This is a genomic window from Devosia sp. A449, from assembly GCF_054489375.1.
Genome location: NZ_JBTMWU010000007.1, coordinates 41,306 through 53,203 on the forward strand (window position 1 = coordinate 41,306; position 11,898 = coordinate 53,203).

The 11,898-nt window shown below is 61.0% G+C and carries 13 protein-coding genes; 9 read left to right on the forward strand and 4 right to left on the reverse strand.

Annotation, left to right across the window (positions count from 1 at the left end; all coding sequences use genetic code 11):
• Positions 1–110: 110 nt before the first annotated feature.
• The 4 genes from ACX3OW_RS17410 to ACX3OW_RS17425 all read right to left on the reverse strand — a co-directional run bounded on the left by ACX3OW_RS17410 (position 111) and on the right by ACX3OW_RS17425 (position 3,835).
• Positions 111–845 (reverse strand): IclR family transcriptional regulator, encoded by a 735-nt coding sequence (locus ACX3OW_RS17410; protein ID WP_459097208.1) that lies wholly within the window; start codon positions 843–845, stop codon positions 111–113.
• Between the two features lie 89 nt (positions 846–934).
• On the reverse strand, positions 935–1,708 hold the full coding sequence (locus tag ACX3OW_RS17415) for an enoyl-CoA hydratase/isomerase family protein (protein WP_459097070.1): 774 nt from the start codon (positions 1,706–1,708) through the stop codon (positions 935–937).
• A 1-nt stretch (position 1,709) separates the two neighbouring features.
• Positions 1,710–3,251 (reverse strand): tripartite tricarboxylate transporter permease, encoded by a 1,542-nt coding sequence (locus ACX3OW_RS17420; RefSeq protein ID WP_459097071.1) that lies wholly within the window; start codon positions 3,249–3,251, stop codon positions 1,710–1,712.
• Positions 3,251–3,835, reverse strand: a complete 585-nt coding sequence (locus tag ACX3OW_RS17425; RefSeq protein ID WP_459097072.1) for a tripartite tricarboxylate transporter TctB family protein — start codon at positions 3,833–3,835, stop codon at positions 3,251–3,253. The genes ACX3OW_RS17420 and ACX3OW_RS17425 overlap by 1 nt, the downstream gene beginning before the upstream one ends.
• A gap of 109 nt (positions 3,836–3,944) precedes the next feature.
• Here ACX3OW_RS17425 and ACX3OW_RS17430 point away from each other — a divergent pair, with 109 nt between their 5' ends.
• The 9 genes from ACX3OW_RS17430 to ACX3OW_RS17470 all read left to right on the forward strand — a co-directional run bounded on the left by ACX3OW_RS17430 (position 3,945) and on the right by ACX3OW_RS17470 (position 11,888).
• On the forward strand, positions 3,945–4,907 hold the full coding sequence (locus ACX3OW_RS17430; protein ID WP_459097073.1) for a Bug family tripartite tricarboxylate transporter substrate binding protein: 963 nt from the start codon (positions 3,945–3,947) through the stop codon (positions 4,905–4,907).
• 187 nt (positions 4,908–5,094) lie between these two features.
• Positions 5,095–6,063 carry a Bug family tripartite tricarboxylate transporter substrate binding protein gene (locus ACX3OW_RS17435; protein WP_459097074.1) on the forward strand — a complete coding sequence of 323 codons (969 nt, stop codon included), beginning with the start codon at positions 5,095–5,097 and terminating at the stop codon, positions 6,061–6,063.
• Between the two features lie 52 nt (positions 6,064–6,115).
• Complete coding sequence (locus ACX3OW_RS17440; protein ID WP_459097075.1) at positions 6,116–6,805, forward strand: Rossmann-fold NAD(P)-binding domain-containing protein; 690 nt, start codon at positions 6,116–6,118, stop codon at positions 6,803–6,805.
• Entirely contained in the window at positions 6,802–7,584 is a 783-nt protein-coding gene (locus ACX3OW_RS17445) for an SDR family NAD(P)-dependent oxidoreductase (protein WP_459097076.1), read from the forward strand. Before ACX3OW_RS17440 ends, ACX3OW_RS17445 begins: the two co-directional genes overlap by 4 nt.
• A gap of 198 nt (positions 7,585–7,782) precedes the next feature.
• Entirely contained in the window at positions 7,783–8,226 is a 444-nt protein-coding gene (locus tag ACX3OW_RS17450) for a hypothetical protein (RefSeq protein ID WP_459097077.1), read from the forward strand.
• Positions 8,227–8,237: 11 nt separating this feature from the next.
• Positions 8,238–8,684 (forward strand): MaoC family dehydratase, encoded by a 447-nt coding sequence (locus tag ACX3OW_RS17455; protein WP_459097078.1) that lies wholly within the window; start codon positions 8,238–8,240, stop codon positions 8,682–8,684.
• 312 nt (positions 8,685–8,996) lie between these two features.
• A complete protein-coding gene (locus ACX3OW_RS17460) occupies positions 8,997–9,452 on the forward strand; it encodes a tripartite tricarboxylate transporter TctB family protein (RefSeq protein WP_459097079.1) in 456 nt (151 codons plus the stop codon).
• 17 nt (positions 9,453–9,469) lie between these two features.
• Positions 9,470–10,999 (forward strand): tripartite tricarboxylate transporter permease, encoded by a 1,530-nt coding sequence (locus ACX3OW_RS17465; RefSeq protein ID WP_459097080.1) that lies wholly within the window; start codon positions 9,470–9,472, stop codon positions 10,997–10,999.
• Between the two features lie 136 nt (positions 11,000–11,135).
• Positions 11,136–11,888 carry a carboxymuconolactone decarboxylase family protein gene (locus tag ACX3OW_RS17470; protein WP_459097081.1) on the forward strand — a complete coding sequence of 251 codons (753 nt, stop codon included), beginning with the start codon at positions 11,136–11,138 and terminating at the stop codon, positions 11,886–11,888.
• The last annotated feature ends 10 nt before the right edge of the window (positions 11,889–11,898 follow it).

Sequence of the window (11,898 nt, forward strand, 5' to 3'; positions counted from 1 at the left end):
TGGGGCGCAAAATGGAAATACACACGGCCCGACGACTTCCTCCTGAATCGCCTCGTGATCTTTATGGCGTAGGTGCCCGAAATTGGCACCGGATCGCCCTTGCGTCATGACTAACGGCCCATCAGTGTCCGGGCCGCTTCCAGCAGCAGGTTGGCGGCTTTGATGATGGTGCTCGGTGGCATGCGGTTGGCGGGCGCCGAAATGCTGAGGGCCGCGATGGGATATCCAACATGGTCGAACAAGGGCACGCCAATGCAGGTGGCGCCGTCCTCGTTTTCGCCCTTTTCGGTGGCATAGCCATCACGCCTCACGCGGCGCAGCTGTGAGCGCAGTTCCGCAGCATTGTTCAGGGTTCGCCCGGTGCGCTCTATGAGGGGCTGGTCGAGATAGTGGGCCAGTTCTACGTCGGGCACGAATGCTAGCATGGCCTTGCCCAAGGCGGTGGAATGCAGGGGGCGAGCGTCCCCGATCCGGGCCCGCATCCCGGCACTGCGAGGAGATTCGACTTGCTCGACATAAACGGCGCTGACCCCGTCTTTGACGGCGAGATTGATGGTTTCCTTGAATTCTGGCAGCAAGGCCAGCATTGCCGGGCGCGCATGCTGGCGCAAGGTCTGCAGCGCGGCGCCTGCCTGCGCCATGGCGCGAAACCGAGCGCCGCTACCATAGCGATCGGTGATCGGATCGTGGTCGACAAACCCCGCCTCGACCAGCGTGCGCAGATAGCGGAAAGCCGAGGTTTTGGGCATGCCGAGGGCCTGACTGATGGTGGCCAGCGAGACATCGTGCCCGCGTGCGGCCAGCGTCTGCGTCGCCCCATCTGGCCATTGGACAATGCCCTGGATTAGGTCACCGCGAAGCTTGGTGGCCGTTGCAGACTGTCCGCTTTACCGATGCACGGCGTGATAAGCGGACAGCTGTCTGATCCGTCACGCTAGCGGCCACTGAACGCGGCGGGACGTTTTTCCACGAATGCGCGTTGGGCTTCCTTGGCGTCTTCGGTTTTCGAGAGACTGACGGTCAGCGTTTGTTCATAGCGATAGGCGTCGCGTACCGGCATCTCTTTGACATTGATAAAGGCCTGCTTGGCCGCCTGTACGGCCAGCGGGCTTTTGGCAGCGATTTCCCGCGCATAGACCAAAGCTTCTTCCATCAGTTGCTCCCCGGGTACCACAGCTTCGGCAATGCCGAGGCGATAGAGTTCCGAAGCGGGATAGCTGCGGCCGGTGAAATACATCGCGCGGGCGCGCGAGCGGCCAAAGTGTTCGTTGATGAACGCAGCGCCCCCTGCCAGCCCGACATTGACTTCCGGCATCTGGAAATTGGCAGTTTCGGAGGCGACGATCAGATCGCAGCTCAGCGCCAGCACAAAGCCCGCTCCGATCATTGGGCCATTGACGGCGGCGATCACCGGCTTGGGACAATCGGCAACCGCATCAAAGAAATTGCGCACGATGCGATTGTTGCGGGCGTAGTCGCCCGCCCCAGTGCTGATGCCGACGCGTTCCTTGATGTCCGCCCCGGCCGAAAACACCTTACCGCTTGCGGTCAGAATGATGACCCGAACCGCGTCCGACTCCCCCAGTATCTCGAAAATGGTGATCAGCTCTTCGCGCATGGGACCGTTCTGCGCATTCACCGGTGGACGGTTGATGGTGACGGTCGCGATGTGGTCGGCGATGTCGACGGTGTAGAATTGATAGCTCATTTTACTGTCCAATTTGAGACTGGGTTGGCGTTGCCACGGCGGGGGCAGCCTTGGCTTTCGTGCGGGCGCGGAAGGCCGAAGCGATGCTCCAGACCAGCAGGATCGCGCTCAGCGTCATGACAACCTTGGTGATGGGGCTGTCATAGAACGTGCCGAAACTGCCTTTGGAAAACAGCAGGGCGCGGCGAAAGTGCTCCTCCATCAGCGGGCCCAGCACGAAGCCGAGCAAGAGTGGCGCAGCGGGCAGTTTCAACACCCGCAACAGCCATCCCAGCACGCCGAAAAACAGCACGACACCGATGTCGAAAACCGAGCTATTGACCGTGTAGGTACCGATGGCGACGAAGGCGAGAATAGCGGGATAGAGCAGGTGATAGGGGATCATCAGCATCCGCACCCACACCCCGATCAGCGGGATGTTGAGGAAGACGAGGATGATGTTGCCGATCCAGAAACTCATGATCAAGCCCCAGAACACCTGCGGCTGATCGTTGATCAGCGAGGGGCCGGGCTGAATGCCGTGGATCATCAACACACCCAGCATCAGCGCCATTGAGGCGCTGCCAGGAACGCCGAGGGCAAGCGTCGGGATGAACGAGGTCATCTCGGCGGAATTGTCAGCCGACTCCGGGGCCATAATACCTTCGACAGCCCCCTTGCCGAACCGCTCCGGCGTTTTCGAGATGCGCTTTTCCAGCGCATAGGAGAGGAAGGACGCAACCGACGGGCCGGTGCCGGGCAGGGTGCCGAAGAAGGCCCCCACCGACGAGCCGCGCAGCATCGGGAACCATGAGCGCCGCAGATCGTCCCGCGTCGGCTTCATGGCTTTGAAACTGGCCGAGGATTTGTCGATATCGCCTGATTTGATCCGGCCAATGCTGGAGATCACCTCGGCAATGCCAAACAGGCCCATGGCCAGCGGCACTAGGCCGATGCCTTCGTAGAGTTCGAGAATGCCGAAGGTATAGAGCGGCGTGCCGGTGTAAACGTCGGCTCCGACAGTACCGAAGATGATGCCGGCCACCACCATGGCCAGCCCCTTGAGGGCCGAACCATCAGAAATGGCCGAAGCGGCGATGAGGCCCAGCGCCATCAAAGAGAAGTATTCGGCCGGACCAAAAGCCAGGGCCCAGCGCGCGATAATGGGCGAAAAGCCCATCAGCAGCACAATGCCCACCGTGCCGCCGACAAAGGAAGCGATAGTGGTGAGCAGCAGCGCCACCCCAGCGCGGCCCTGTCGGGCCATTGGGTAGCCATCGAGACACGTCACAGCATTGGCGGGCGTGCCGGGGATGTTGAGCAGAATCGAGGCGGTGCGCCCACCATAGCCGGTGCCGTACCAAATCCCGGCCAGCATGATCAGTGCCGTTTCGGGCGCCATATAGAAGGACAGGGGGAACAGCATGGCCATCGAAGCCATGGTGCCGACACCGGGAATGACGCCGACAATCATGCCGATGACGACGCCGAGCGTGCAGTAAAAGAGGTTTGTTGCTGACAGAGCCGTGCCCAGGCCGATGCCGATATTGGTGACGAGATCCATCAGAACGGTCCCTTGAACATGATCAGCGGAAGGTTGAGCGTCAGCTTGAACAGCCCCCAGACAAACAGTGACAGCACACCGGCAATCAGGGCCGGCGTGAGCCGCCAATCGCGGCCGGGCTCCGCCAGAACTGCGGTGTAAACCAGCGCGAAGAGCGCGGGGACGGCGCCGAACAGCGGCAGCACGAGAGCGAAAGCGACAAGGCTCAAGAGCACGAAAATGCCCGCACGCAGCGTGTTGGGTTCTTCGCTCGCGTCCGCCTCACCTTCGTCCGCAACCGCTAACAGGACTGTCTCGCCGCTCGGGTTTTTCATCAGATATTGGATGACGGGCAGGGCGATGAACACGCCGATGGCGCACAAAATGGCGCCCAGCCCCACCGGAAACATGCCAGGGCCGATCCGGCGCAATGTGCCCAGGTCATAGTGGAAATAGGCCCAGCCGCCATAGGCGAGCCCAAGGCCGATGAACAGCAATGCTGTTATCAGCTCACGTTTAAGTTCGCGCACGAGGTCCTCCGTGACGTCCGGTTTGGAGCGCCGGTTTTTCCCGTCTTTGTCAGACTTCTGGCTTTCCCATAGCAACGGCTAAACCCAAGAACCTGCTTTGCGGATTATGGAAAAAAGCCATCGGCAAATATGCGCTAGTCGTTCCGGACTTGCTCTTATTGACTAGTGAGGAGGATTGCTCGTCATGTTGAAAATGCTCAAAGTTCTGGGTCTGGCTTCGGTGTTTACCTTGCCTACACTGGCCTACGCCCAATTCCCGGATCGCCCGCTGAAGCTGATCGTTCCCTTCGCTGCCGGTGGTGGCTCGGACACCGTGGCGCGTATTTACGCGCCTGAATTGTCCAAGGCTCTCGGCCAGAACGTTATGGTCGAAAACATCGCCGGCGCCGGTGGCTCGGTCGGCGCTGCTGCGGGCGCCAATGCCACGCCCGATGGCTACACCCTGCTGATGGCAACCCCGGCGACCCAGATCATCGGCCCGCTGCTGCAAAAAGAACTGCCCTATGATCCGGACAACGCGTTCGAAATCCTGGGCACCATTTTTGACTCGCCCAACCTTCTGGTTGTGCCGGCAAACTCTCCCTTCCAGTCGATCGCCGACGTCGTCGCTGCGGCCAAAGCCGCGCCCGGCGACATGGCCTATGCCAGCCCCGGCGTCGGCTCGAGCTCCCATATGGCCTCCGAGCTGTTCAAGCTGATGACAGACATCGACGTCGAGCACATTCCCTATAAGGGCACGGGCGAATCTCTGCCGGACGTCATCGCCGGTCGCGTCGACTACTCCATTGATTCCATGACGTCGATGCTCGCCTATGTCCGCACCGGCGAATTGCGTGCCCTCGGCGTGTCGAGCCTTGCGGCCGACCCTCTGGTCCCCGAAGTCGTGGCAATCGCTGACGAGGTGCCGGGCTTCTCTGCCACTGCGGTGAATTATTTCGTCGCCCCCACCGGCACGCCGGCAGACGTGCTTGAACGTCTCCGGGCCGCGCACGAGGAAGCTGTCAGCTCGCCAGAGCTCGAAAAGCGTCTCAATGATCTCGGCATCACCCTCGTGCGCATGACCCCGGAAGTGCTGCAGGAAAAGATCACCGGTGATCGCGCCAAATGGGCCGATGTGATTGAAAAGGCTGGTATTCCGGTCCAATAGACCGAGCCAGATGAGAGCCTCCACCTACCCCGGTGGAGGCTCTCATGTTTTGAGGGATTGTCCTCTGCACACCGGCCGGACTTTGCAAAATCCTTGAAGATGTTTGCAGGTTTTTCGCCGTTGAGGCTTCCCCGCCCGAACCAATAGGTTCAGGAGGAATGTTAATGGCATTCCATGAGGAGGCACTATGTCTTTCCGTATTTCTGCGTCCATCGTAGCCGCCAGCATGCTGCTCATGGGCAGTGCCGTCGCACAGGATGCAGCTCAATATCCGCAGCGCCCTGTCACCATCGTTGTGCCCTACAATCCCGGTGGTTCGACCGATGCCGCTGCCCGCCTTGTCGGTCAGTCGCTGAGCGAACAGCTCGGCCAGCCTTTTGTCGTCGAAAACAAGCCGGGCGCGTCTGGCGTCATCGGCACTGAATTCGTTGCCAAGTCCGACGCGGATGGGCAGACCGTGCTGTTCCACACCTCGGCTATCGGCATCCACGCTGGCTTCAATCAGAACCTGTCTTACGACACTACAGGAGACCTGCGCGCCGTTTCCATCGTCGCTGGCGGTCCCTTCGTGCTGGTCGTCAACCCGACTTTGCCAGTCGACACCGTTGCAGAACTCGTTGAATACGCCAAAGCGAACCCGGGTGTACTCAATATGGGTTCGGCTGGCGTTGGCGGTTCGGGCCATTTGATTGGCGAACGCTTCCAGGCCGCAACCGGCATCGACATGGTCCACATTCCTTATGCCGGCGGTGGCCCATCGCAGATTGGCCTGATGGCTAACGAAGTGCAGGTCGTATTCGATACCTTGACCGCAACCGCGCTGATCAACGAAGGCAAGCTCAAGGCCCTGGCCGTGACCTCGCCGGAACGTTGGGCTGCTCTGCCGGATGTCCCCACCATTGCTGAAGCGGGCTTCCCTGACGCCACCATCACCATCTGGGTCGGGGCCTTCGTGCCCAAGGCAACCCCGGATGCGATCGTCGAAAAGCTGAGCGCCGCGATTGCGACCGCGGTGGCTGACCCAACCATCGCCGAACGCCTCGTGGCCGTCGGCATGACCGGCACCGGCAGCAGTCCTTCCGACGCTGACACGACCCTCGGCGCCGATATTGCTGGCTGGAAAGCTCTGGCCGAAACTGGCCTGACCATCGACTAATCTTCATTTCCCAGCGAGGGCGTGAGCGCCCTCGCTTTGCAGGCAGAAGAACATGTCCCCCAAATTGCGAATTCTAATCGGAGCGGCCCCCGAAGGGCCGTGGTCGATCCTTGCTGACTGCCTTGCGGCGGCAGGCGTTGAAATTCGGGTTGCGCCGTCCGACGTGGCCGCGCTGACTTTCCCCGAAAATTGGTTTCCCGACGCGCTCATCACGCTGCCTGCCGCCTACCAGCAGGCCCGGTTTGATCAGCTCGATCTCGACCGCTGGATTGGCGCAGAAGACGCCGAGTTGACCACTCGGTTCCAGTTGGCTCAGGCCGTCGCCCAGCGGCTCGAAGATGGTCAGAGCGTTTGCGTCGTCCACCTCGTTGACGCGTTCGGCATGCCCGGTGCCTTTGGGACCGGCGGAGCGATGATTGCGAGCCACGCCACAGCCGGGCTCTCGCGCGGCATCGCGCTCGATCTCAAATCTCGTGTGCGCTCCAATGTCGTCGCCCTGGCGCCCACCAAAGCCGACATCGAAGCTCTGGTTAGTCTGGTCCGCCATTTCTGCGGCGAGCGCGGCAACACCATTTCCGGCCAGGTTGCCTCGATCAGCGCCAATCGCGTTCAGCTTTTTGCGCAATCACGCCCGGTGCGCGTCGCCCATAGCGATGGCCCGTGGAGCGAAGATGCGCTTGCCGAACAGGTCCGAGACTGGGCCGACGATCTCCCAGGACTATCGCGCGGAGCCAACGCATGAGCGCACCCGCATCAAGCCTCGTAGGCAAGGTTGTCATTGTCACCGGCGGTGGTGGTGGCATCGGGCGCGCCGTCTGTGAGCACATGGCCGCGCTGGGCGCCCGCGTCATCGTCAATGACCTCGGCGTCACCCTCTCCGGGGATCAATCGGGCTCGAACGCGGCCGACGTCGTGGTCGACGCCATCCGTGCCGCTGGCGGCATTGCGGTCGCCAACACCATGAGCGTCACCGAGCGCGCCTCCGCGCCTGCCATGGTCGAGCAAGCGCTCGACGAATTCGGCCAGCTCGACATCATCATCAACAATGCCGGCATCATCCGGATGGGTGCTTTTGACGAGATGTCCGAGGCCAATTGGCAGGCCGTGCTGGCAACCAATCTTATGGGCGCGGTCTATCTCAGCCATGCCGCCGCCAAGATCTTCGTGGCACAAGGACGCGGCGCTTACGTGCACATGTCCTCGGCCAGCGGCCTGATCGGCAGCACGCAACAGGCCAACTACGCCGCCGCCAAATTGGGTATTGTTGGGCTCTCTCACGCCCTGGCGCGCGATCTCGGCCCGCTGGGCATCCGCTCAAATTGCATCGCCCCTTCCAGCACCAGCCGGATGACCGAGCTGACGGACAATGCCCGCAAGCATCTGATGACGCCCGACGCGCTCGAAAAACTACGTCGCGCGCGGCTGGCCTCCATGCCGGAAAACATGGCCCCGGTCATCGCTTTTCTCGGTAGCGATGCGGCGCGCGAGCTCAACGGTCAAATCGTCGGCGCGCGGCAATGAGCTCTATCTCTATAGCCACCTCAAACCCTGCCGCGACCTTCGCAATGGCGACGGTTGGAGCGCGCAGTGGTTCGATGAAAACCTGCCCCAAGCCTGGGCGCCGTTCCAAACCAAGCTCGACGTCATCACCGACGTCTTTTCCTGGGCCCCTGCATTGGGCGCCTCCACCCCTCACTCCTAACTTACACAGAGGTCGACATGACTACCGGTCGATATGTTACCGATCTGGACTTGGGCGACGTGCTCGGTCCTTGCGAATACACGCTGAGCTCCTTCGTCATCCGCGAATATTCCCACATCGTCGAAATGCACCATGAGTGCTTCCAGGGCGCTGACGATCTGGTCATGCCCCCGACGCTGATCCACCTCGACAAGCTGCGCCTTTACAATGCCGCTTGCCCCGCCGGTACCGGCCCGACCGCGCGCATCCACTATGAATATGACGCCGAAGTGTTTGCTCCGGCCCGCGTTGGCGACAAACTCAGCGTCATCGGCCGCATCAAGGACCGCTATCTCAAGAAGGGCCGCGAATACGTGCTGCTGGAGATGGAACTGTCCAATGCCGAAACCGGCGAACTGCTGGTTCGCTACCGAGACCAGGTGATCCTGGCCTTCGCCCAGAACTCTGAAGCCTCGGCTTAAGGAGCACCGCAATGACCCTATCTCTTGAAGCCGGCACCGAATTCCGCACCCGCCCGCGCGCCATGACCCGCGAACGCATGCGCTGGTATGTCGACGGCCAGCCGACCATCGGCGCTGACGACGGTCGCATCCACACCCAGCCACCAACCATCCATGATGATGATGACTACGCCAGATCACAGGGTCTTCCGGGCATCATCGCTGACGGTATGATTTCGACAAATTGGATTCAGGGCCTGCTGGTCGACGTCTTTGGCCCGCAATTCGCCTGCCGCAGCCGTTTGACCACCAAATACATCGCCCCAATCTACGAAAACATGACCGTTATCGCCTGTGCCAAGGTGAACACGATTGTCGTCAACGAAGCTGGCAAATCCGTCTATACGCTCGACGTCTGGTGCGAAGACGAAAAGGCCAAAAAGCTCACCGTTGGCTCAGCCATGGTCGTCACCGCCTAAGGACGCAAGCCAAGCGCCGGGCCGAGATGCCAGGCGCAACCAGCTCTCTTGCCACCAGCATACCGTCGGCGCTTTGGCAGGTTTGATTTGGACCCGTCAGGGTGCGGCCAGAATTGATTAGAAAAATGCTTTTTCTTCAATTAGATAGCCGCCATCAAAGTCGCGACGAGGATGCTTTGCAAAAACTGCAAAGAACATGCTCAGCGAAGTGCAGTTTTTTGATTTCGTCGAAATGCTGCAAATGAAAAAACGTCCCTCAAGGGGCGAGAGGATTCGCTCGCACCCTGTTGCGAGCAAGATGGGAGACGCATAGTGAGCGCGGATAAAGTCTCCTCCTGGTCCGAAAGGATCGGGGGACTGGTACTTCTGTTGATTGGCCTTGCCGCTGCTGCGCAAGCGCTGTCCTATCCCTTCGGCACCGTCAGCAAAATGGGCCCGGGCTTCTTCCCCGTCGTCGCCGGCCTCATGCTGGCATTCCTCGGCGGTCTCATTTTCTGGAAAGCGCCTGACGCCGGGCAATCCAAAGAAGGCGGCAAGCTCAACCTCAGGCCCGCGTTTTTCATCTTCGCCGGCCTCTTTGCCTGGGCCCTCCTGTTGCGCCCCACCGGCCTGGTCATCGCCACCGTGGCGATGGCTCTGCTGGCGGCCTTCGCCTATCCCAAACCCAATCTCAAGCGCATCGCGATCACCGTCGTGCTGCTGCCGCTGCTGGGTCTGGTGTTGTTCATCTACGGTTTGGGCATGCCGATGCGTGCCTTCCCTTGGTAAGCTGGGAGAATTAGACGATGGATTATCTTTCAGCGATCCAGCTCGGGTTTGCGACCGCTTTTGAGTGGAATAACCTGCTGTCCTGTCTGGTCGGCGTGGCGCTCGGCACCGTTGTGGGGCTCTTGCCCGGGATCGGTGCGCTCTCGACCATTTCGATGCTGCTGCCGCTCACTTTCTACATGGAGCCGACGACCGCCATCATCATGCTCGCGGGCGTGTTCTATGGTGCTCAATACGGCGGCTCGATTGCCTCGATCCTGCTCAACATTCCGGGCACCGCCACCAATGCCATCACCTGCCTTGATGGCTATCCGCTGGCCAAGCAGGGCCGTGCCGGTGTCGCGCTCGCCGTTACCACGCTCTCCTCCTTCGTCGGCGGCTCCTTTGCCATTCTGGTGCTGATGTTCATGGGCCCGATGCTGGCCGATGTGGCGCTGGCCTTTGGCGCCCCCGAATACACCGCCATCATGATCTTCGGCCTCATCGCCGCTTCAACCCTTTCGGGCGGCTCGATGCTCAAGGGCCTTGCCATGGTTGTCGCCGGCGTTGCGCTCGGCACGGTCGGCATGGACATGAACACCGGCGTGCAGCGCTTCCAGTTCGGCATGAACGAACTCTCGGATGGGCTCAGCATCGTCGCCATCGCCATGGGTCTCTTCGGCGTCGCCGAAATTCTCGTCAATCTGATGCGCAGCGACGGCAGCCCCTTCAACGTCCATTCCGTAACCCTGCGGTCGCTGATCCCGACCAAGAAGGATGTCAAGGAAAGCACCATGCCGACCGTGCGCGGCACGCTGATTGGCACTGTTCTGGGCATTCTGCCGGGCACCGGCGCGACCATCGCGTCGTTCATCGCCTACGCCACCGAGAAACGCGTCTCCAAGACACCAGGCATTTTCGGCAAGGGCGCCATGGCCGGTATTGCGTCCCCGGAAGCGGCCAATAACGCCGCCGTGCAGTCGGCCTTCATCCCCACCCTCAGCCTCGGCATTCCCGGCGACGCGGTGATGGCGGTGATGCTCGGCGCGCTGATGATCCACGGCATTTCGCCCGGTCCCGGCCTGGTCAATCAGCACCCGGAGCTGTTCTGGGGCCTGATCGCCAGCTTCTGGATCGGCAACCTCATGCTGCTGGTGCTCAATCTGCCGTTCATCGGCGTCTTCGTGCGCATTCTCAAAATCCCCTATGACGCGCTGTATGTGGCGATGCTGTTCTTCATCTGCGTCGGCGTCTTCTCGATCCGGAACAATGTCTTCGACATTTTTCTCGTCATCGGCTTTGGCGTCGTCGGCGTGTTCATGATCCTCGGTCGCTATCCGGCTGCCCCGCTGCTGCTTGGTTTTATCCTCGGGCCAATGATCGAAGAAAACATGCGTCGCGCTCTGCTGCTGTCGCGCGGGACATTTGATATTTTCGTCTCGACGCCGGTCTCGGCCAGCTTCATTGCCTTCAGCGTCATCACGTTGGTGGCGACAGCGGGCCTTCCCATGCTGCGTCGCGGCATTCGCAAAGCCTCCAGCGACGTACCCGTGGATACGACGGACTGAACGATCAACGCTGCAAGCGAAGGGTGGGCATTTTCGGACTCGGGTTCCAGAAAATGCCCACCCTTTTTTGTTCGCCCTATCTTTTCCCCCTCCTGGGCCGACGCTCGTCCGCGCCCAAACGCCAAGAGATGCAAAAATGGAAGAAACTGCGCGCCAGCAGCTCAAAGACGATGTGCTCCGCCTCCGTGGCTATTGGCACAAATTCCATGATGGTCTGATGGACATGGCGCCCGACTATCTGGCGGCCTATTTGGCATTCCAGAACGCTCCCGCTGTCTCCGCCAATATCGAGCCCAAAGTCTGCGAGTTCATCTATATTGCGGCCGATGGGGCGGTGAGCCATCTCTACGCCAGCGGCGCGGCCCGCCACATCGAAATGGCGCTGGATAAGGGCGCGACCGAAGCCGAAGTGCTCGAGGTTATCCAGCTGACCACACTGTCCTCGCACATGACCATGGAAGCCGGTATGAGCGCCCTTGTCGGGCAAATGACCGCCGCCGGGCTAGCGCCCGATGTGACCCTCACCGCCGAGCAACAGGCCCGCAAGCAGAGCTTTGAAGCCCTCACTGGCTATTGGCCCGAGGGCGGGGACGCGCTCTTCACCTATGCGCCCGGTTTCATCGACGCCTTCCTGCGCTATGCCGAAATCCCTTATCGTGACGGCCCGCTGCCGCGAAAAGTCAAAGAGTTCATCCGCATCGCCGTCTGCGCCTCCCCGGTCGGCCCCGCGCCCAAGGGTCTCAACCGCCACATCGCCTTGGCCCTCAAGCATGGCGCGACCCCGCAAGAGATTGCCGATGTGCTCCAGCTCACCAGCGCCATTGCCATCCACACCTGCACCACCACCATTCCGCCATTGATGGATGCCGCCGCCGCGCGCCGCGCTTAACAAAAATGCC

Bases quoted from the DNA above. Each gene is read 5' to 3' on its own strand.
- ACX3OW_RS17450 (WP_459097077.1), top strand. From the start codon at position 7,783: ATGACTACCGGTCGATATGTTACCGATCTGGACTTGGGCGACGTGCTC.
- ACX3OW_RS17465 (WP_459097080.1), top strand. From the start codon at position 9,470: ATGGATTATCTTTCAGCGATCCAGCTCGGGTTTGCGACCGCTTTTGAG.
- ACX3OW_RS17455 (WP_459097078.1), top strand. From the start codon at position 8,238: ATGACCCTATCTCTTGAAGCCGGCACCGAATTCCGCACCCGCCCGCGC.
- ACX3OW_RS17430 (WP_459097073.1), top strand. From the start codon at position 3,945: ATGTTGAAAATGCTCAAAGTTCTGGGTCTGGCTTCGGTGTTTACCTTG.
- ACX3OW_RS17435 (WP_459097074.1), top strand. From the start codon at position 5,095: ATGTCTTTCCGTATTTCTGCGTCCATCGTAGCCGCCAGCATGCTGCTC.
- ACX3OW_RS17445 (WP_459097076.1), top strand. From the start codon at position 6,802: ATGAGCGCACCCGCATCAAGCCTCGTAGGCAAGGTTGTCATTGTCACC.
- ACX3OW_RS17470 (WP_459097081.1), top strand. From the start codon at position 11,136: ATGGAAGAAACTGCGCGCCAGCAGCTCAAAGACGATGTGCTCCGCCTC.
- ACX3OW_RS17415 (WP_459097070.1), bottom strand. From the start codon at position 1,708: ATGAGCTATCAATTCTACACCGTCGACATCGCCGACCACATCGCGACC.
- ACX3OW_RS17420 (WP_459097071.1), bottom strand. From the start codon at position 3,251: ATGGATCTCGTCACCAATATCGGCATCGGCCTGGGCACGGCTCTGTCA.
- ACX3OW_RS17440 (WP_459097075.1), top strand. From the start codon at position 6,116: ATGTCCCCCAAATTGCGAATTCTAATCGGAGCGGCCCCCGAAGGGCCG.